The organism is Sulfitobacter sp. (assembly GCF_039977885.1).
In the GTDB taxonomy this organism is placed as follows: Bacteria; Pseudomonadota; Alphaproteobacteria; order Rhodobacterales; family Rhodobacteraceae; genus Sulfitobacter.
In genome coordinates this window covers 426,748-446,958 of sequence record NZ_JBDWCI010000020.1, presented here as the reverse complement: position 1 = coordinate 446,958, position 20,211 = coordinate 426,748, and the positions used below count along the sequence as shown (strand labels likewise).

Annotated in this window: 19 protein-coding genes; 13 read left to right on the top strand and 6 right to left on the bottom strand. The window is 55.2% G+C overall.

The genetic code is table 11. The features are described from left to right. Positions 1–26: 26 nt before the first annotated feature. Both ABJM03_RS15830 and ABJM03_RS15825 read left to right on the top strand, forming a co-directional pair. Positions 27–2,285: an NADP-dependent malic enzyme gene (locus ABJM03_RS15830; RefSeq protein WP_348418811.1), complete on the top strand. Its 2,259-nt coding sequence runs from the start codon at positions 27–29 to the stop codon at positions 2,283–2,285. Beyond that, positions 2,282–3,148, top strand: coding sequence for a ribokinase (locus tag ABJM03_RS15825; protein WP_348418810.1), 867 nt, complete (start codon positions 2,282–2,284; stop codon positions 3,146–3,148). Before ABJM03_RS15830 ends, ABJM03_RS15825 begins: the two co-directional genes overlap by 4 nt. Here ABJM03_RS15825 and msrA read toward each other — a convergent pair. Together msrA and ABJM03_RS15815 are read right to left on the bottom strand one after the other, a co-directional pair. Continuing rightward, positions 3,145–3,801: a peptide-methionine (S)-S-oxide reductase MsrA gene (gene msrA / locus ABJM03_RS15820; protein ID WP_348418809.1), complete on the bottom strand. Its 657-nt coding sequence runs from the start codon at positions 3,799–3,801 to the stop codon at positions 3,145–3,147. The genes ABJM03_RS15825 and msrA overlap by 4 nt on opposite strands. Before the next feature lie 323 nt (positions 3,802–4,124). Next, positions 4,125–5,345, bottom strand: a complete 1,221-nt coding sequence (locus ABJM03_RS15815; protein ID WP_348418808.1) for an argininosuccinate synthase — start codon at positions 5,343–5,345, stop codon at positions 4,125–4,127. A 128-nt stretch (positions 5,346–5,473) separates the two neighbouring features. On the opposite strand from ABJM03_RS15815, the gene ilvA reads away from it, so the two are divergent. After that, positions 5,474–6,706: a threonine ammonia-lyase IlvA gene (ilvA, locus tag ABJM03_RS15810; protein ID WP_348418807.1), complete on the top strand. Its 1,233-nt coding sequence runs from the start codon at positions 5,474–5,476 to the stop codon at positions 6,704–6,706. Here the strand turns inward: ilvA and ABJM03_RS15805 are convergent. After that, positions 6,703–7,029 (bottom strand): Hpt domain-containing protein, encoded by a 327-nt coding sequence (locus tag ABJM03_RS15805; RefSeq protein WP_348418806.1) that lies wholly within the window; start codon positions 7,027–7,029, stop codon positions 6,703–6,705. The genes ilvA and ABJM03_RS15805 overlap by 4 nt on opposite strands. A gap of 133 nt (positions 7,030–7,162) precedes the next feature. Between ABJM03_RS15805 and ABJM03_RS15800 the strand changes: the two genes are divergently transcribed. Next, entirely contained in the window at positions 7,163–8,443 is a 1,281-nt protein-coding gene (locus ABJM03_RS15800) for a SpoIIE family protein phosphatase (RefSeq protein WP_348418805.1), read from the top strand. On the opposite strand, the gene ABJM03_RS15795 is transcribed toward ABJM03_RS15800, so the two are convergent. Next, positions 8,422–8,868 carry an NUDIX domain-containing protein gene (locus ABJM03_RS15795; RefSeq protein WP_348418804.1) on the bottom strand — a complete coding sequence of 149 codons (447 nt, stop codon included), beginning with the start codon at positions 8,866–8,868 and terminating at the stop codon, positions 8,422–8,424. The two genes, ABJM03_RS15800 and ABJM03_RS15795, sit on opposite strands and share 22 nt — an antisense overlap. An 80-nt stretch (positions 8,869–8,948) precedes the next feature. Here ABJM03_RS15795 and ABJM03_RS15790 point away from each other — a divergent pair, with 80 nt between their 5' ends. The 7 genes from ABJM03_RS15790 to ABJM03_RS15760 all read left to right on the top strand — a co-directional run bounded on the left by ABJM03_RS15790 (position 8,949) and on the right by ABJM03_RS15760 (position 17,279). Continuing rightward, on the top strand, positions 8,949–9,929 hold the full coding sequence (locus ABJM03_RS15790) for an Hsp33 family molecular chaperone HslO (protein WP_348418803.1): 981 nt from the start codon (positions 8,949–8,951) through the stop codon (positions 9,927–9,929). Further along, positions 9,922–10,518, top strand: a complete 597-nt coding sequence (locus ABJM03_RS15785) for a CoA pyrophosphatase (RefSeq protein ID WP_348418802.1) — start codon at positions 9,922–9,924, stop codon at positions 10,516–10,518. Before ABJM03_RS15790 ends, ABJM03_RS15785 begins: the two co-directional genes overlap by 8 nt. Next, positions 10,494–11,675 carry a CCA tRNA nucleotidyltransferase gene (locus ABJM03_RS15780; protein WP_348418801.1) on the top strand — a complete coding sequence of 394 codons (1,182 nt, stop codon included), beginning with the start codon at positions 10,494–10,496 and terminating at the stop codon, positions 11,673–11,675. The genes ABJM03_RS15785 and ABJM03_RS15780 overlap by 25 nt, the downstream gene beginning before the upstream one ends. Positions 11,676–11,733: 58 nt before the next feature. After that, positions 11,734–13,575, top strand: coding sequence for an ABC transporter ATP-binding protein (locus ABJM03_RS15775; protein WP_348418800.1), 1,842 nt, complete (start codon positions 11,734–11,736; stop codon positions 13,573–13,575). After that, on the top strand, positions 13,572–15,404 hold the full coding sequence (locus tag ABJM03_RS15770) for an ABC transporter ATP-binding protein (RefSeq protein WP_348418799.1): 1,833 nt from the start codon (positions 13,572–13,574) through the stop codon (positions 15,402–15,404). Before ABJM03_RS15775 ends, ABJM03_RS15770 begins: the two co-directional genes overlap by 4 nt. Before the next feature lie 39 nt (positions 15,405–15,443). Next, entirely contained in the window at positions 15,444–16,661 is a 1,218-nt protein-coding gene (locus tag ABJM03_RS15765; RefSeq protein WP_348418798.1) for a class I SAM-dependent RNA methyltransferase, read from the top strand. A 117-nt stretch (positions 16,662–16,778) separates the two neighbouring features. Then, positions 16,779–17,279: a L,D-transpeptidase family protein gene (locus ABJM03_RS15760; protein ID WP_348418797.1), complete on the top strand. Its 501-nt coding sequence runs from the start codon at positions 16,779–16,781 to the stop codon at positions 17,277–17,279. A gap of 131 nt (positions 17,280–17,410) precedes the next feature. Here the strand turns inward: ABJM03_RS15760 and ABJM03_RS15755 are convergent, their stop codons facing one another. Continuing rightward, positions 17,411–17,920: a CAP domain-containing protein gene (locus ABJM03_RS15755; protein ID WP_348418796.1), complete on the bottom strand. Its 510-nt coding sequence runs from the start codon at positions 17,918–17,920 to the stop codon at positions 17,411–17,413. A gap of 165 nt (positions 17,921–18,085) precedes the next feature. Here ABJM03_RS15755 and ABJM03_RS15750 point away from each other — a divergent pair, with 165 nt between their 5' ends. Together ABJM03_RS15750 and ABJM03_RS15745 are read left to right on the top strand one after the other, a co-directional pair. After that, complete coding sequence (locus tag ABJM03_RS15750; RefSeq protein WP_348418795.1) at positions 18,086–18,700, top strand: L,D-transpeptidase family protein; 615 nt, start codon at positions 18,086–18,088, stop codon at positions 18,698–18,700. Positions 18,701–18,841: 141 nt separating this feature from the next. After that, positions 18,842–19,024, top strand: coding sequence for a hypothetical protein (locus tag ABJM03_RS15745; protein ID WP_348418794.1), 183 nt, complete (start codon positions 18,842–18,844; stop codon positions 19,022–19,024). Between the two features lie 113 nt (positions 19,025–19,137). Here ABJM03_RS15745 and hemH read toward each other — a convergent pair whose 3' ends face one another. Continuing rightward, on the bottom strand, positions 19,138–20,193 hold the full coding sequence (gene hemH / locus ABJM03_RS15740; protein ID WP_348418793.1) for a ferrochelatase: 1,056 nt from the start codon (positions 20,191–20,193) through the stop codon (positions 19,138–19,140). Positions 20,194–20,211: the final 18 nt, after the last annotated feature.

Below are 20,211 nucleotides of genomic sequence, written 5' to 3'. Positions count from 1 at the left end.
GGAAACATCACAACGGGCGATCACCGATGACCAAAAATAAAGTAACCTCTGAGGAGGCGCTTGCCTTTCACCTTGAACCAACACCGGGCAAGTTTGAAATCACCGCTACCGTCCCGATGACCACGCAGCGCGATCTGTCGTTGGCCTATTCACCGGGCGTTGCCGTTCCCTGTGAAGAAATCGCGTCTAATCCGCAGCTGGCTTATGATTATACAAACAAGGGCAATCTTGTTGCTGTTATCTCCAACGGTACGGCGGTTCTGGGGTTGGGTAACCTTGGGGCGTTAGCGTCCAAACCGGTGATGGAAGGCAAGGCGGTTCTGTTCAAACGGTTCGCGGACGTGAATTCGATAGATATCGAGCTGGACACAGAAGATACTGAAGCCTTTATCAACGCTGTTAAATTGATGGGACCGACGTTTGGTGGCATCAACCTTGAGGATATCAAAGCGCCTGAGTGTTTTATCATTGAGCAGCGCCTCAAGGAAGAAATGGACATCCCTGTCTTCCATGATGATCAGCACGGCACAGCAGTAATCTGTGCGGCCGGATTGCTAAATGCGCTCAGAATTTCGGGCAAAAAAATTGAGGATGTGCGCATCGTGCTGAATGGAGCCGGTGCGGCGGGCATTGCCTGTCTGGAGCTGCTCAAGGCGATGGGCGCACGGCATGATAATTGCATCATGTGCGATACCAAGGGCGTGATTTATCAGGGTCGCACCGAGGGCATGAACCAATGGAAGTCCGGCCATGCTGCCAATACTGACGCACGTAGCCTTGCCGATGCGATGAAGGGGGCGGATGTCTTTCTCGGGGTGTCGGTCAAAGGGGCCGTCACATCCGAGATGGTTGCGAGCATGGCAGATGATCCTGTTATTTTTGCCATGGCGAACCCTGACCCCGAAATAACCCCCGAAGAGGCGCACGCCATCCGTGCGGATGCCATCGTTGCCACGGGGCGGAGTGATTACCCCAATCAGGTGAACAACGTGTTGGGCTTTCCCTATCTGTTTCGCGGTGCGCTTGATATTAATGCGCGGGCGATCAACGACGAGATGAAGATCGCCTGTGCCCACGCGCTGGCCAATCTTGCACGCGAAGATGTGCCTGACGAGGTCGCATTGGCCTATGGTAAAAACCTTAGTTTTGGTCGGGATTATATTATTCCAACGCCATTTGACCCGCGGCTGATCCATAGGGTCCCGCCTGCGGTTGCAAAGGCGGGTATGGAAACGGGCGTCGCGCGGCGGCCGATCATTGATATGGATGCCTATGAGGCGGGTCTGAGATCGCGGCTTGACCCGACAGCAAACATCATGCGCGGCATCAACGCGCGTGCGCGGGCCAATCAGGCGCGGATGATCTTTGCCGAAGGGGATGACCCGAAAGTTCTACGTGCAGCGGTGATGTACCAACGACAAGGGTTGGGTAAGGCATTGGTCGTCGGACGAACCGAGGACGTCAAAGCCAAACTGATTGCCGCCGGGTTAGAGGATGCGATCCGCGAGTTGGAAGTGGTGAACGCGGCCAAGACCCAGCATTTGGACATGTATAAATCCTACCTGTATCGGCGCCTCCAGCGGCGCGGGTTCGATGCCAAGGATATTCATCGCCTTGCCGCACGAGACCGTCACGTTTTTGCGGCGCTTATGTTGGCGCATGGGCATGGTGACGGGTTGGTGACGGGGGCTACGCGCAAATCGGCGCATGTGCTGGATCAGATTAACCATGTTTTCGATGCCACGGCGCAGGGCGGTGCGGTGGGCATAACGGCGTTGCTGCACAAAGGGCGCATCGTGCTGATCGGTGATACTTTGGTCCATGAATGGCCCGACGATAACGATCTTGCCAATATCGCAGAAAGCGGCGCCCGCGTTGCGCGGCATCTTGGCCTGGAACCGCGGGTCGCATTCCTGAGCTTTTCGACCTTTGGCTATCCTGTTTCCGAGCGGGCGGAAAAGATGCACCTTGCGCCCAAAGTACTCGACCAGCGCGGGGTGGATTTCGAATATGAAGGTGAGATGACCGTGGACGTGGCGATGAACGCGGAGGTTCAGAAAAATTATCCGTTTTCACGCCTGACCGGACCAGCGAATGTTCTTGTTGTGCCTGCACGCCACTCGGCCAGCATTTCGGTCAAATTGATGCAAGAGATGGCCGGCGCCACAGTGATTGGCCCGATCCTCACAGGGTTGGATCAATCAATCCAGATTGCTTCATCTACATCGACGGCCAATGACATCCTGAATATGGCAATCCTTGCTGCATGTAAGGTGGGCGGATGATCTGGAACCTCGGCTCAATCAATATTGATAATTTTTACGAAGTTCCGCATCTGCCCGCGAAGGGGGAAACCTTGGCGGCACGCAGTTTCGGTTTCGGATTAGGCGGCAAGGGGGCGAATATGTCTGTTGCTGCAGCGCGAGGGGCCGCGCATGTGTCGCATATCGGGGCGATAGGACCTGAAGGCCGTTGGACCCGCGAACGGTTGATGGAATACGGCGTCGACATCCCGCATATCGCCGAAGTGCAAATACCCACGGGCCATGCGAATATTGTCGTGGATGATCAGGGCGAAAATAACATCGTCCTGTTTCAAGGCGCAAACATGGAGCTGACCGAGGCCATTATTGGTCAGGCGCTTACCGAAGCATCACCGGGCGATTATCTGCTGATGCAGAATGAAACAAACGGGCAGGAATATGCTGCGCAAACGGCTCAATCGCTTGGCTTGCGGGTGGTATATGCTGCGGCCCCATTTGAGGCAGATGCAATAGCCCGCTTGTTGGGGCGGATTGATCTGCTTGTTTTGAACGAGGTTGAAGCGGCACAGCTTGAGCAAGCCACCGGCAAAACACCTCAGGCGCTGGGCCTACCGGATGTGGTGATTACCTTGGGTGAAAAGGGCTGCAGATGGGTCTCTAACAAGGGTGATAGACAGTTTGATGCCTATGCGGCAGATGCGATTGATACCACTGGCGCTGGCGATACCTTCACGGGCTTTCTGATTGCGGGGCTGGATCGCGGTATGTCGATGGAAGGGGCGATTGATCTCGCACTCAGGGCAGGTGCACTGATGGTGATGCGGCGCGGTACTGCGGATGTGATCCCGGATCTCAAAGAAATCCAGGACCATTTCCGTACTTAGCCTGCAAAGGGTGCTGCTGATCCCCAAAGCTCTTTGACGCGCTTGTCGCGGCCACAGGCCTCGCGGTAGGCCTTATAGGCTTTTGCCTGACTTTTGGGGCCATAGCGGGTCAGTATGATCTTGGTCCCTTTTGCGTAATCCTGATGATAGGCCTCGGCAGGATAAAAGTCGGCCTCACCCAGAATCGGCGTTACGATTTGTTGCCCCAGCTCGGCTTGCGCTTTTGCTTTGGACTGCTCGGCTACGTCTTTCTGGCTGTCGGTTGCAAAGATCGCAGTTCGGTAACTAGGTCCACGATCACAGAATTGCCCGCCGGCATCTGTTGGATCAATAGAACGAAAGAAGATATCCAAAAGCTTAGCTTCACTGACCAGATCAGGGTCAAAAGTGATCTGAACAGCTTCATAATGGCCGCTGCCGCCCGAGGTAACTTGCTTGTAGGTTGGATTGGCCGCAGTTCCGCCAGCGTAACCCGATACGGCTTCTGTGACCCCTTCAACTTTCTCAAAGTCGGCTTCTACGCACCAGAAACAACCACCTGCGACGGTTAGTGTCTCAAGTTCTGCAGCATAGGAGGGGGAGGCCTGAACGAGGAAGCCGACACCGATCGAACCGGCAAGGACGATGGTCTTTAGATTGCTCAACATGGGCATGATGCTCTCCTTCTTTCAGGACAGGCTGACGCGGCATACGCATATTGGCAACGGTTGTTATACAAACTCACAGTGTGGTGATTTGTGGTTACCGCCGGTTTTGTTGTAGCGGGACCCTGTATCCAAAAACCAGTTTGGTGATCATGGAAAAGGACTGACGCGGGGTTAACTTCATCGAAGCTTTCCCCGTGATTAATCATTCCTTGAACGTGTATCTTCAGGTTTCTTAAATGGTATCTGGTTATCTTAGAAGAGTAAGCCGGTTTTCCGGTTCGGTAACGAGTATCGGCCCGGACAAGCAATGATCCGGGCCATTTTTGTATTTACCCTTTGGTCCGCTTGTCCCGCGCCGCCAGCAGTTTCAGCCGCAGTGCGTTAAGCTGGATAAAGCCGGCAGCGTCTTTTTGGTCGTAAGCGCCTGCATCGTCTTCAAACGTCACATGTGCCTCGGAATACAGGCTGTAATCCGACCAGCGGCCAACAGTGCGCACATGGCCTTTGTACAGTTTCAGGCGAACAGTACCTGTCACATGTGTCTGGCTTGCGTCGATGGCTGCTTGCAGCATGGTCCGCTCCGGCGAGAACCAGAAGCCGTTGTAAATCAGCTCGGCGTATTGTGGCATCAGCTGGTCTTTTAGGTGCATCGCGCCGCGGTCCAATGTGATCGACTCGATGGCGCGGTGCGCTTCGAGAAGCAGCGTGCCGCCGGGCGTTTCATAGATACCGCGTGATTTCATGCCGACAAAACGGCCTTCCACCAGATCCAGACGGCCACAGCCGTGCTTGCCGCCCAGTTCGTTGAGTTTGGTCAGCAATTCGGCAGGGGAGAGCGCCTCACCATTGATGGATACCGCATCGCCACGCTCGAACCCGACTTCGATATACTCGGGCTCGTTTGGTGCGTCTTCGGGGGAAACGGTACGCTGGTACACATATTCGGGCGCGTCAATTGCAGGGTCTTCAAGGACCTTGCCCTCAGAGGACGTGTGCAACAGGTTCGCATCAACCGAGAACGGCGCTTCGCCGCGTTTATCCTTGGCAACGGGGATTTGGTTCTTTTCAGCGAATTCCAGCAGCTTGGTGCGGCTGGACAAATCCCACTCACGCCAAGGTGCGATTACCTTGATGTCGGGGTCCAACGCATAGGCGGCCAGCTCAAACCGAACCTGATCGTTGCCCTTGCCGGTGGCGCCGTGGGCCACGGCATCGGCGCCGGTCTCATGCGCGATCTCAACAAGGCGTTTGGAGATCAGGGGCCGTGCGATGGAGGTACCCAGCAGATACAGCCCTTCATAGACCGCGTTGGCGCGGAACATGGGGAAGACGAAATCGCGCACGAACTCTTCGCGGACATCTTCGATATAAATTTCAGAAGCGCCCATCATTTCGGCCTTGGCGCGTGCCGGTTCCAGTTCTTCGCCCTGACCCAGATCGGCGGTAAAGGTCACGACCTCACAACCATATTCGGTTTGCAGCCATTTCAGGATGATCGAGGTATCGAGGCCACCGGAATAGGCGAGCACAACTTTCTTGGGCGCAGACATGTCTTTTCCTTTGTCGAATATCATCGGTGGCGTAGCGGTTTTTAAGGCGCACGGCAAGGTGGTGGCTTCATTGACGCTGCTGCGCTGCGGTCCTATCTGGAATAAGAGCAGTAAAAGGGCGGCATAAGATGAACGAAGACTTCCAAATGGGCGCAATCGCGGCCACCCGTGCAATGCGAAGCGTGTTTCCCGCCACGCCGCTGCTCAAGAACGAACATTTGTCCGAGAAATTTGGCGCCGAAATCTACCTAAAGCGCGAAGACCTTTCGCCGGTGCGGTCCTATAAGCTGCGCGGCGCATTCAACGCGATGCGCAAGCTGATCCCTGAACATGATCTGTTTGTTTGCGCTTCCGCGGGCAATCATGCGCAGGGGGTGGCATTTATGTGCAGCCATTTCGGCGTCCGCGGCGTGATCTTTATGCCCGTGACAACGCCCCAGCAGAAAATCCAGAAAACCAAAAAATTTGGCGGTGAGAATATCGAAGTGCGTCTGGTTGGGGATTACTTCGACCAGACGTTGGCCTCTGCGCAGGCGTTCTGCACCCAAGAGGGGGCGTATTTTCTGTCGCCATTCGATGATGATGATGTGATCGAAGGGCAGGCATCTGTCGCGGTCGAGATCGAGGATCAATTAGGTCGGGCACCGGATTGGATCGTCCTGCCCGTAGGCGGTGGTGGTTTGTCTGCAGGCACGCGCGCCTTCTTTGGTGATCGTTGCACTTATACCTACGTAGAGCCTATTGGCGCGCCGAGCCTTGGTCGGGCGTTAGAAGAAGGCGCGCCCATTGATGTCTCGCCGATCGACAGTTTTGTGGATGGTGCGGCGGTCGCGAAGATCGGCCAGCGGACATTTGAAAGACTGAAGGATGCCAAGCGGTCAGAGGTGATCCACCTTCCCGAAGACCGGATTTGCATGAGCATCATTGAAATGCTGAACGTCGAGGGCATCGTGCTTGAGCCAGCAGGTGCCATGAGCATCGAAGTCCTTGCCGATATCAAGGACCAGATTGCGGGTAAAACTGTGGTGTGCGTTGCGTCCGGCGGGAATTTTGATTTCGAACGGTTGCCTGAAGTGAAAGAACGCGCACAGCGTTTTGCGGGCCTGATGAAGTATTTCATCCTGCGCCTTCCACAGCGCCCCGGCGCATTGAAAGACTTTTTGGGCTTGCTGGGCTCGCAGGACAACATCACGCGGTTCGAATACATGAAAAAATCAGCCCGTAACTTTGGATCGGTCCTGATCGGAATCGAGACCGATGAACCGCGCAATTTCGATACGCTGTTCGGGGCGTTGGATGATGCCGGATTTACCTTTACTGATATCACCAATGACGAAACATTGGCTCAATATATCATCTAGGCACGCTGCTTAAGGCCGGCGATCAAGGCGTCTTTGCTGACATCATAGGAGTCAAGGATCGGCAGCAACACGATCTGGTCGGCTTTGCCCTGAGCCGCTAGTGTTTCGCCGGCCTGGCACAGATCTGAAAATTCGGTAAAACCCAAATTTAATGCACTGCCCTTCAGGGCATGAAGGTCGGCACCAAGGGTTTTAATATCAGGCGTGTGTCGCAATCGGTGGATAGTTGCGGAAACCTCTTCGATAAAAATTTCGACGACTTCGGAAAAATCATCCTTGCCGACGTCCTCACGCAGTTGCCACACCATTTTCCAGTTAATCATGGCGACCTCCTTTTGCTCCCCTTGGTATACGGCAGGAAGGTTAAAGGCAGGTAATGATTGGCCTGAACTGGACTTCACCCCCTGTTAAGTCGCCCGAGCTACAAGAAGGCATCGTATTTATTATGAAAGCCTTATGCCCATTATTTTGTCAGATAAATCGACGGACAACCTTGCGCCGAAGGCTGGGGTGATCCGTCATGTTTTGGTCGTCGACGACAGCAGGTTGCAGCGCAAGCTACTGACGCTGGCGCTAAAGCATTGGGGATTCGACGTGGCCGAAGCGGCAAGCGGTGAGGAAGCGTTGGAAAAAGCGGCCGTGCAGCGCCCTGATCTGGTGCTAAGCGATTGGATGATGCCCGGCATGTCAGGTTTGGATCTGTGCCGCCATTTCCGCAAGAATGACGGGGATGATTATACCTATTTCATTCTGCTCACCTCAAAAAGCGAGAAGGAAGAGGTCGCGCTGGGCCTTGATACTGGTGCGGATGATTTTCTGATCAAACCGGTGGATAACAACGAATTGCGCGCGCGCATCACTGCGGGGGGCCGATTGATTGAAATGCAGCGCTCGATGGCGGAATCAAACCGTGTGCTGAGTGAGACTTTGGGCGAGCTGCAACAGCTTTATGACAATATAGACAGCGACCTCAAAGAAGCGAAAAAACTCCAACAATCCCTTGTTAGAGAAAGATTCCGCGCGCTATCGGTTGGGGACTTGTCGCTCATGCTGCGTTCATCAGGGCATGTCGGGGGTGATCTGGTCGGGTTCTTTGAGGCAGGGGCAGACCATATCGGGCTTTATGCGCTGGATGTGTCGGGGCACGGGATCAGTTCTGCGTTAATGACGGCGCGGTTGGCTGGTTATTTGTCCAGTGCCGCTCCGGACCAGAATGTGGCCCTACGCAAGGCGTCAAACGGGTTATTTGTTCCACGCTCGCCAGAGGAAGTGGTCGCCGATCTGAACGACCTTGTCCTCGATGAGATGGAGACAGAGCATTATTTTACCCTTCTTCTGGCCTATGTCGAGCTCAAAACAGGCAATATGGTCCTGTCCCAAGCCGGCCACCCGCATCCTGCTATTCAACGCGCCGACGGCACAATTGAGCAAATCGGCACTGGTGGTTTTCCGGTGGGCTTGTTGTCGGGCATCCAGTTCGATCGTTTCGAGCTTTGCCTTGATCCGGGTGACCGTATCCTCATCCTGTCGGACGGCGTTACCGAATGCCCAAGGCCAGAGGGTGATATGCTGGGTGAAGAAGGGCTGGCTGCGTTGATGCAGGAATTGGGCAACGTGCGTGGCCCCGCATTTCTTGATGCAATGATCCGTCGTTTGATCGAGTTTAATGGCTCCGCCGATTTCCCCGACGATGTTTCGGCTATTCTGTTTGAATATCAGGGTCTGGCCGCGACATAGGATTCTAGGAACATTCGGTCACCGTCATTGCCAAGGGCCGCAATGGCATCATCCGCGTCAATAATCATTGTTTCGTGGTGCGGTTCCGTTGGTGCGTGTAATTGCCGTACTGGACGTGCCGCATAGATATGGCAGATTTTTTCGGCCCAGATGTTATATTCGGGCATAAAGACGAACCGTCGAAACGCCCCCAACCGGCGCGGTGCAGCAATAGACCAGCCGATTTCTTCGCGCACTTCGCGGTAAAGCGCCTGAAGCGGGCTTTCGCCGGGGTCGATTCCGCCACCAGGTAACTGCAAATCAATCTCGCCCGATGTTTGTGCCGTGATCAAAAAACGCCGGCCAATGGGCAAAATGGCATAGGCACCCGGGCGTATTTTGTAAATCTGACCGGGCTTTGGCGGTTCTCCGACTCGTCTGATCATCACTGGCCCCTTTTGCCGACCGCTTGTTCACCCTACATAGGCGCGGTATGACAAACGCTTGGCGGACAGGATAGAGTAAAATGACAAATGGCAACAGCAGCGGGTGGGATGATACAGTCTTGCCTTTCCAGCTTGATAATTCCGACATCCGCGGGCGGATTGCACGGTTGGATACGGCATTGGCCGGTATTCTTGAACAGCACAACTATCCCCCAGTGGTAGAGGCCTTGGTCGCCGAGATGGCTTTGCTTACTGCGCTGATTGGCCAAACCATGAAATTGCGGTGGAAACTACAGCTTCAGGTACAGTCCAAAGGCCCGGTGCGTATGATCGCAACGGACTATTACGGCCCCGAGAAGGAAGGCGCACCTGCCCGCATTCGCGCCTATGCCAGCTATGACGCAGAGCGGCTCACCGACGGGGCGCCGATTGACCAGATCGGGGATGGTTACTTTGCCGTCATGATTGATCAGGGCAAAGGCACCACGCCATATCAAGGCATCGCACCTTTGTCTGGCGAAAGCCTGTCCAAGGCCGCCGAAGGGTATTTTGCGCAATCCGAACAGCTCCCGACACGCTTCGAGCTGAGCTTTGGCAAATCGACCACGGCTGATGCGGCAGAGCATTGGCGCGCAGGTGGGGTGATGCTTCAACACATGCCAAAAGCCTCGCCATTTGTTGCGCAGGCCGAAGGCACGGGCGAAGTTTTGCAGCCGGTTGACCTGCTTGAGGATGATGAAAAGGAAAACTGGCACCGCGTGAATGTCTTGCTTGATACGGTAGATGATCTGGAACTCATCGGCCCCACGCTTGAGCCCTCGGCGGTTTTGCTGCGACTGTTCCATGAGGAAAAGCCGCGCGTGTTTGATAAGCAACGCGTGCATTTCGGCTGCACCTGTTCCGAAGATCGCGTGCGTCAAAGCCTTTCGATTTATTCGGCAAAAGATATCGAGACAATGACAACGGATGAGGGGCGCGTCACCGCTGATTGCCAGTTCTGCGGTGCGCATTACGATATCGATCCCGCAACAGTGGGGTTTGACGCGACAAAGGATGCGTGACCGGCTGGATCATTTTCGCGAGGCGCTGACAGAAACCGGTAAGGGGTCCTCGGATTTCGATCTCAACCCCGAAACAGTGTTGCCCGAGGGCCGTGTTTTGAGGCCAGCAGGAGTGCTGGCCCCGATCATTGAAGGGGAACGGGGGCTGAGCCTGCTGCTGACCAAACGCGCTGCGGCGTTAAAGCACCATCCCGGCCAGATTGCTTTTCCGGGTGGAAAACAGGATGACGGCGACGCAGATGTCATTGCCGCCGCACTGCGCGAGGCGCATGAAGAAATCGGGCTGTCGCCGGATAAGGTCGAGGTTCTGGGAACGCTCCCGCCGCATGAGACAGTGACCAGTTTTCATGTGACCCCCGTGGTAGGCTTTGTTGCAGAGCCGTTCGAGATTGTGCCAGAGCCGGGCGAGGTGGATGAAGTGTTCGCGGTGCCGTTGGATCATGTTCTTGATCCGGACAATTATCTGGTACAATCGCGGCGCTGGCGTGGGCAGATCCGCCACTATTTTGTTGTACCATTCGGACCCTATTACATCTGGGGCGCAACTGCGCGTATGTTGCGGTCATGGACCCAGATTATTCAACCCTGACCCCTCGAAATGCCCCTTGGATCAAGGAGCCCTCGGCCCGCGCGGTCTGTGATGCCTTTGCGGCAGGAGGGCATGACATATTCTATGTCGGAGGGTGTGTGCGTAATGCGCTGATCGATGCGCCGGTCTCCGATGTGGACATGGCGACAAGCGCCCTGCCTGACCAAGTGATCGCATTGGCAAAATCTGCAGGGCTAAAACCGGTTCCCACCGGTGCCGATCATGGAACAATCACCGTAGTCTCTGGTGGCGTGGGGTATGAAGTTACCACATTTCGGCGTGATGTGCAGACTGATGGTCGTCACGCCGTGGTCGCGTTTTCTAACGACATTACCGAGGATGCCCGCCGCCGTGATTTCACGATGAATGCGCTCTATGCGGATGCGGATGGCATTGTGCTTGATCCGTTGGGAGGGTTACCCGATCTCATTGCTGGCCGTGTGCGATTTATCGAGGATGCGGCACAGCGTATCCGCGAAGATTACTTGCGAACGCTGCGTTATTTCCGGTTTCATGCGTGGTACGGCAGGACCGAAGAGGGGATGGACCCCGAAGCTCTTGCGGCAATCAGTGTCAATCTCGATGGGTTAGAGACACTATCAGCGGAACGGGTTGGCACCGAAATCCGTAAACTGCTGAGCGCCCAAGACCCTGCAACAGCCTTGGCTGCGATGGTGCAAACAGGGGTTTTGAGGGTTCTTCTTCCAGGTGCCGATATACGGTTTGTCCAGCATATGATCCACGGCGCGCAGTATTTGGGTATTGCGCCGGATTGGCTGGGGCGTCTTGTGGCGCTGGGCGGGCTGGATGTGTCCGACCGCCTGCGGCTTAGCCGTGCAGAGCAGCGCGATTATGATGTCATCTATGGTGCAGCATATGAGGGAAAAAACCTGTTAGAAATTGCGTATGATCACGGCCAGCCCTGCGCGGTTCAGGCTTATCTAATCCGCTGTGCCTTGTCCGAAACGCTGCCGTCATCTGATATGGTTGCCAAGTTGTCAGATGCAGCAGCGCAGGTTTTTCCGGTTAAGGCCGTCGATCTGATGCCTGAATTCACTGGACCAGCTTTGGGTCATCGCTTGAAAAAGTTGAAAAAAGCTTGGTTAGAGTCTGATTTTGAATTGAACAAAGAACAGCTGATCGCCTTGCCCGAGTGATGGTGTTTTGCTGGGGCAGCGGCCTATATGTGTCGCGATCAACCTAAAGGGGAATTCCGTGTTTCGATTTTTTGAAAAACTTGTGGACCCCTACGTTGAATATCCCAATGACGACAGCCCACCGCAGGAATTGTGGCCATTTTTCATGGGGTACAGCAAGCCGTTCAAAAAGGTCTTTGCGCTAACAGCGTTCATGTCGATCCTTGTCGCTGCGATTGAGGTGGGGCTGATTTATTATATGGGACGTGTCGTCGATGTCCTTGAGGAAGGGCCGCAAGACATGTGGGCGGATCATGGCACCGAACTGGTTCTTGTGGCGCTGGGCATCATTTTTATACGTCCGATTTTTCAGGCGATTGATGTGGCGTTGGTCAGCAATGCGATCTTGCCCAATTTTGGTACGCTGATCCGGTGGCGTGCGCACCGGCAGGTATTGCGGCAATCGGTCGGGTGGTTCGAGAATGATTTCGCGGGACGTATCGCCAACAGGATCATGCAGACGCCACCCGCTGCGGGAGAGGTCGTCTTTCAGGCTTTTGACGCGATTTCATTTGCATTGGCCTATCTGGTCGGTGCCGGGATTTTGCTCATGACTTCGGATTCCCGCCTGCTTGTGCCGCTGATCATCTGGTTCGGGGTCTATGCCGTTTTGTCACGCTGGGCGTTGCATCGTATCGGACCGGCCTCCAAGGCGGCGTCGGACGCCCGTTCGGCTGTGACGGGGCGGGTGGTCGATGCCTATACCAACATCCATTCGGTCAAGATGTTCGCCCATCACGACCGTGAAGAACAATATGCCAAAGAGGCAATCGAAGAAGCGCGTCGTACATTCCAGATCGAACAGCGGATCTATACGACGATGGATTTCTCTCTTGTGGCCCTCAACGGGCTGCTGATTGTCGGGGTTGTTGGCTGGGCGCTTGCGCTTTGGTTGCAAGGGGAGGCCAGCGTTGGCACGGTTGCGGCGGCCGCGACGCTTACGCTTCGGCTGAACTCTATGACGGCGTGGATCATGTGGGCGTTGTCCGCTTTCTTCCGCGAGCTTGGCGTGGTGGCAGAGGGAATGGAGACGATTGCCCAGCCGATCACATTGGTGGATGCGCCGGACGCTGCTCCTTTGCAGATCACGGATGGGCGGATCGAGCTGCGGGCATTGGCACATCACTATGGTCGTTCGTCCGGTGGGGTGGATTGTATCGATCTGGTCATCGAACCGGGTCAAAAGACCGGCTTGGTCGGGCGTTCAGGTGCTGGAAAATCGACCCTACTTAAGCTTCTTTTGCGGTTTTATGATGCGGATTCCGGGGTAATTGCCATTGATGGACAGGATATCACCGAAGTTACCCAAGATAGTCTGCGCCGGCAAATCGGTATGGTGCAACAAGACAGCGCATTGCTGCATCGGTCGGTGCTTGAGAATATCCGCTATGGCAGGCCCGATGCCTCCGAGGAGGAGGTGATCGCCGCGGCAAAGCAGGCAGAGGCGCATGAATTTATTTGTGGTCTGAAAGACCCCGAGGGCAATGAGGGTTACGCCAGCCGCGTGGGCGAACGGGGCGTCAAACTGTCTGGTGGGCAGCGCCAGCGGATTACCCTTGCGCGGGTGATCCTTAAAGACGCGCCCATTCTGTTGCTGGACGAAGCGACAAGCGCGCTGGATAGCGAGGTAGAGGCCGCGATCCAGAAGACCCTATATGGCATGATGGAAGGTAAAACCGTTATCGCTATTGCACACCGTCTATCCACGATTGCTCATATGGACCGCATTCTGGTTCTTGATGAGGGTCGGATCGTCGAAGATGGCACCCATGACGGGCTTTTGGCTCAAGGAGGACTATATTCCGAGTTGTGGGCACGCCAATCCGGCGGGTTCCTTAAGACGGAAGATGAAGACGCGTGAATATTGGTAACTGGATCAACCCATTTCGTCCTGCGGGCGGACCTCCGCCGCAAAAGCTTGGCGCGTTTATGCGCTGGTGTTTGTCGGGTGCGTGGCCCGCGCTGTGGTTGGCAGCGGCCTTATCGGCGATTGCCGGTGCGCTTGAGGCGGGCACAGCCCTGATCCTTGGTTGGGTGATTGATGCTACTGCCGCCAGCAGCCCCGAGACATTTTTCGACGGGCGCAATACGCTGTTGCTGATTACTGCTGTGGGGTTCTTTCTGATCGCGCGGCCGTTGTTCTTTGGCCTGTCGGCGGCATCAAACGCGATTATCGTGCAGCCGAATGTGAATCCTTTGGTGTTGTCGCGGTTGCACCGATGGTCACTAGGCCAAAATATTACCTTCTTTGATGACGATTTTGCGGGCCGCATTGCACAAAAGCAAATGCAAGCGGCACGCGCGGTTACGGATGTTGCCTCCGAGACAATCAATGTCGTGGCATTTGCTTTGGCGTCTCTTGTGGGGTCTGTGTTGTTGCTCACGGCGATTAATGGCTGGGTTGCTGTGGGGCTGACGGTTTGGTTGGCTCTTTATTTTGCGCTGATCAATTGGTTCTTGCCTCGTATCCGCACCCGCGCTGCAGCGCGGGCTAACGCGCGCGCGATGGTATCGGGGCAGGTGGTGGATACGATCACTAATATCAAAACAGTGAAACTGTTTGCCCATGACGACCACGAAGACCGCGCGGCCTTGGGCGCGATGGAAGGTTTTCGCAATCGCGCACTGGCGTTCGGTTATCTTTCTGCCGGTTTCCGTTTCGCGTTGATGAGCCTTGCAGGCATTTTGCCGGTGTTGTTGATCGGCGCGACCGTGTTGCTGTGGCAAAAGGGAATGGCGACGGCGGGCGATATTGCGGCGGCAGGGGCAATTTCCATACGGATCGCGCAAATGACCGGCTGGGTCAGTTTCACGTTGATGTCGATCTATTCCAGCATCGGTGAGATTGAGGATGGCATGCGCACGCTGACCCCGCGCACGCGTCTGGAAGACGCCGCAGATGCACAGCCATTGATTGCAGAACATGGTGAGGTGCAGATCGAAAACCTAAGCTTTGGCTACGGACGCGAGACAGGCGGCATCGGTCCTGTTGATCTGACTATTGGTGCCGGTGAAAAACTGGGTGTGGTTGGTGCATCGGGCGCTGGTAAATCAACGCTCGTCTCGCTATTGCTGCGGATGTACGAGCCGGATCAGGGTCTGATCAAGATCGACGGACAAGACATTAGTATGGTGACCCAGCAAAGCTTGCGGCGGGCCATTGCGATGGTCACGCAAGAGACAGCGATGTTCAACCGGTCGGCCCGTGACAACATCATGTATGGGAAACCAGATGCGACCGAAGCCGAACTGATCGCTGCTGCCCGTCAGGCCGAAGCGCATGAATTCATTCAACAGCTGGAAGATAACAAGGGGCGCAAAGGCTATGATGCGCACCTTGGCGAGCGTGGTGTAAAGCTTTCCGGTGGCCAGCGGCAGCGGATTGCGCTGGCCCGTGCAATTATCAAGGATGCACCGATTTTGGTGTTGGACGAGGCGACAAGCGCCCTTGATAGTGAGGTCGAGGCGGCGATCCAGATCTCGCTTGATCATGTCATGGAAGGTAAAACCGTCTTGGCTATTGCGCACCGGCTTTCCACTTTGCGGGATATGGACCGTATTGTGGTTCTAGACAAAGGGCGCATTGCCGAAGAGGGCACGCATGACGCTCTTTTGGCGCAGGACGGGCTTTATGCAGGGTATTGGAAACGTCAATCGGGCGGGTTTCTGGATGTACGCGCCGCCGAATAGGGGTTGGCGTAGGGCCTGTTGCGGCGCTATGGCAGGGCTATGACAGAATATAACATCACACGTTTGGGCATGCACGGCGACGGCATTGCCGAAGGTCCCGTTTTTGCACCTATGACGTTGCCTGGCGAGGTCGTGACCGGCACGCTGGACGGATCGACCCTGCGGGATATCAAAATCGTCACGCCTTCGGATGATCGCGTGGCCCCCTCCTGCAAGCATTTCAAATCTTGTGGCGGATGCCAGCTGCAACATGCAGCAGACCCTTTAGTGGCGACATGGAAAACCGAGGTGGTCGAACAGGCGCTGGCCGCACAAGGTATTCGCACAACGATCCGGCCTATTGTGACCTCTCCTGCCGGGTCACGCCGCCGTGCGACCTTTGCGGCGCGGCGCACGAAAAAGGGAACCATGTCCGGTTTTCACGGGCGCGCGTCGGGAACAGTGGTTGAAATCCCCGGTTGCACGCTGATCCTGCCCGAGCTTCTGGCCGCACGCAGCATCGCCGAAGAACTCGCCGAGCTGGGGGGAAGCCGTAAGGCAACATTGGCTGTGACCGTAACGACATCTCAGGTCGGGCTTGATGTTCAGGTGAGCGGGGGAAAACCCATCGACGGGCAGTTGCGGATTACCCTTGCAGCGGTTTGTGATACCCGCGGTCTTGCGCGTCTGACGTGGGAGGATGAAGTCATCGCCCAGAGGGCACCACCCGTGCAACGGTTCGGCGCTGCGGATGTATGCCCGCCACCGGGTGCCTTTATGCAGGCGACGGCCCACGGGGAGGCACATCTGCTTGCCGCGGTGCAAGAGGTAGTGCAGGGGGCCAAGCGGGTTGTGGATTTGTTTGCTGGCTGCGGGACATTCAGCCTTCCATTGGCCAAAAATGCCGAAGTTTGGGCGGTCGAGGGCGATGCCGCCATGATGGCGGCGCTCGATAAAGGCTGGCGCATGGCGCAGGGGCTCAAGACGGTGCAGCATACCGCGCGGGATCTGTTTCGCAGACCGTTGTTGCCGGACGAGTTCTACAAATATGACGCTGTGGTGATGGACCCGCCGCGTGCTGGCGCGCAGGCGCAAACAGCAGAGCTAATTCGGTCGGATATCAAACGGGTCGCTTATGTTTCGTGTAACCCGGTGACGTTTGCCCGGGATGCGGCACAAATGATTGCAGAGGGCTTTACCTTGGATTGGGTGCAGCCGGTTGATCAGTTCCGCTGGTCTTCGCACATTGAATTGGCGGCACAGCTAAGCCGCCCCTAGGGTTTGAAAACACAAAAACGTGCGCTTTATGGAGATTTGACGTCTTTGTGATCCGAAGATTCGTTGCTATACGTGTAGTCAATAATAGTCCGACAACGGATAAGATGGCAGGTAATCATGAAACGCAGACATCTCATTTTGGGTGGCGCATCAATTGCGACTCTCGGGGCGTGTTCGCCCGACACTAAATTCAAACGCTACAATGGGCCGCCGGTCACGGGCATCGTCGTGAACAAGGGCGAGCGGAAGATGTATCTCCTTGGTGAGGGGCGTGTTCTGAAGGATTACGATATCCGCCTTGGTTTCGCGCCCAGCGGTCATAAAGAGGTCGAAGGTGACGGTAAAACGCCTGAAGGGGTTTACCGAATCGACCGCCGCAACCCGAACAGCCGGTTCCATCTGTCGCTTGGTATTTCATATCCCAATGCCGAAGATATCGCCCACGCACGATCATTGGGTAAATCCCCCGGCGGTGATATTTTCATTCACGGGCAACGTCACTTTTTGCGGCGCGATACGGATGATTGGACTTGGGGTTGTATCTCGGTCTCGAACGAAGAGATGGAACATATTTACGCAATGGTTGAGACTGGAACGCCGATTGCGATCAATCCTTGAGGGATCGCCAAGGCATGTGAAGTCTCCGGTTTAGCTGGATATCGGAACGTAATAAAAAGGGCCTGAGCGGTGATATCCGCGTCAGGCCCTTTTTGTATAAATATCGGTGGGTGCGCTGGCCCTTGGGGGTCTTAGTTACCCAGTACCATGGTCCACCAGATTTTGCCGTTGCTTTCCTGGAACCACGAAATACCCATGCGACGCGCATCTGGGGACAGGATGATGCGGCGTGTGTCGGGTTGCTCCATCCATGCGCCCAGCGTTTCAAGTTCGGTCTCGTAGGTTTCCGAAATTACTTCCCCGACCAGCGTTCCTGCAAATCCGACCCGACGAATACGGTCAACCGGGGAGGAACCGTCAGAGCCAAAGTGCCACGGGCGGTTCTGGACCTGCATATCACGGGAGTGAGTCGCCGCAGCGGCGGTGAGTTGCGCATCCAGCTCCAAAGGCCCTACAGAAGATGCGCTGCGCAGCGCATTTACCGAATCGAGCATCCGGAAAGGTATTTGATCTGCTTCGCGTCCGTTGATTTTATATGCACGTGGAACGGCCTTGCCGTCAGCGCCAATCGTCGGTCCAGAGGGCTGGCATGCAGCTAAGCCCATGATTGCTATAAACAAAACAATGAAAAGACGTGTCATTACGCTACTCCAAGCAACAATGTGTGTTTTCGCCATACATGCTGTAGTGCAACAGATCAAATGCACTTCGACGTGAACTGCCTTTGTCACAGGGCTTTGATTTGAAAACGTGTCTTTAGAGCCATATAATAGAAATAGAATTTTCCACCCACCCGGAGGCATAAGATGTCGAACGACAGATTTAAATTGAATAGCCGCCGCGGCTTTCTTGCTGGAAGCGCGGCAATGCTTGCAACACCCGCTTTGGCGCAAACGACAGGGCTAGACGTCAACAGCGCGGCGACGACTGTCGTCGAGCGGGATGTGACCGAAAGCGTAAAGCGCAACATTTCCAGTTTCCGAACGTTGAGCTGGGAGCCTTATTTTGACAACACCAAGAACGGTGCGATCCTTGTCGATATCGACAGCCGCGCGGTGCATTACTGGTCCGAAGACCAGTCTGTTTATAAACTGTACCCTTCCAGCGTACCTTTGACGCAGGATTTGACGCGCCGCGGTCGCACACGTGTCACGCTCAAGGATCCAAGCCCAAGCTGGCGCCCGACACCCAATATGATCGAGCGTAACCCGGAGTGGCCTCCGTTCATCGGCCCCGGCCCCGATAACCCATTGGGCACGCGTTCCTTGCACCTCAGCTGGCAGTATTACCGCATCCACGGAACCCACGATACGCGCAAGATCGGGCGCAAGTCATCCAACGGTTGTATCGGTTTGTATAACGAGCACATCGAAGAGCTGTATGAATTGGCGAATGTGGGCACTCAGGTGTTGCTAATTTGACGATTTCGGGCTTCTTGTCCTTGCTATTGCGAGAAAGTTCATTCCATTATGTTACGGAATGATGTTTAGAAAACATCACGAGGTAAGTGTAAGGCGTGGAATGCTGAGAAACATGACACGCCATCTTCTGGAGGTAATACTATGAAAAAACTCGTTCTCGCCGCTGCTCTGACAGCTGCCGCTTCTTCCGCATCCGCTGGCTCGCTGGCAGATCCGATCATTGAAGCACCGGTCATCGTAGAAGAAGCAAACAGCTCTTCCGCGGGCATCCTGATCCCACTGCTGCTGATCGCAGTTGTGGCAGCAGCTGTTGCGATCGACTAAATTTCGGTCTCACGACTGAAAAGAAAAGGCGGCACTTTCAAAGTGCCTCCTTTTTTGTGTTTTAAGGTCTGAATTGTGTAGCACGATCCAGACCGTCAAGGCATGGACCCAAGTCAGGTCCAGCCAGCAAGATTTTCGCGAATCACATTCGACAGCGTAGCAATATGCGCCTCATCGTCGTTCAGACATGGGATGTAGGTGAAGGTTTCGCCGCCAGCCTCTTCGAAGCTCTCAAAAATCTCTTCGTTGATCTCTTCGAGTGTTTCGATGCAATCGGCAGAGAAGGCAGGCGCGCAAATCGCGATGTTCTTTTTACCCTGTTCAGCCAGGCGGGCCACTTCTTCGACCGTGTAAGGCTGAAGCCATTCTTCGGGTCCGAATTTGGACTGGAAGGTTGTCGTGATCTCTGTGTCCGCCCAACCCAGCCGCTCTTTGAGCAGGCGCGTGGTTTTCTGGCACTGGCAATGATAGGGGTCGCCCTCCATCAGATACCGTTTCGGCACGCCGTGGTAGGAACACACCAGAATGTCAGGACGGGTTTCAAGCTCGGCGTATTTGGCTTCGATCGATTTGGCGAGCGCGTCGATATAATCGGGACGATCAAAATACGGCTGCACGGTACGGCTTGCCGGTTGCCATTTTTCCACGCTCAAAGCTTCAAAGAAGCTGTCACAGGCCGTGGCCGATGTCGCACCCGCGTATTGCGGATAAAGCGGGAAGAACAGGATTTTCTGGCAACCTGCTTGCACCAGTTTCTCGACCTTGCTTTTGGTCGAAGGGTTGCCGTAGCGCATGCAGAATTCAACCATGACATCGCTGCCATATGTTTTTTCCATCTCAATGGCGATCTTGGCGGTTTGCGCCTTTGTGATCGTCATCAAGGGGCTTTCGTTCTCGGCCTCGTTCCAGATGGATTTATACGCGGCACCCGATGCAAAGGGTCGTTTGGTCAGAATAACAAGTTGCAAAAGGGGCTGCCAAAGCCAAGGCGAATAGTCGATCACACGGCGGTCCGACAAAAACTCGCTTAGATACCGGCGCATAGACCAATAATCATAGTTGTCCGGTGTTCCCAGATTTGCCAGCAGCACGCCAATTTTCGGGCGTGGTACGGCAGGGTGATCCGGAGACGAATGTGCGGGGCGATTGGCGGTGGCTGTATCTATCATTGCGGTATCCTGCTTTAG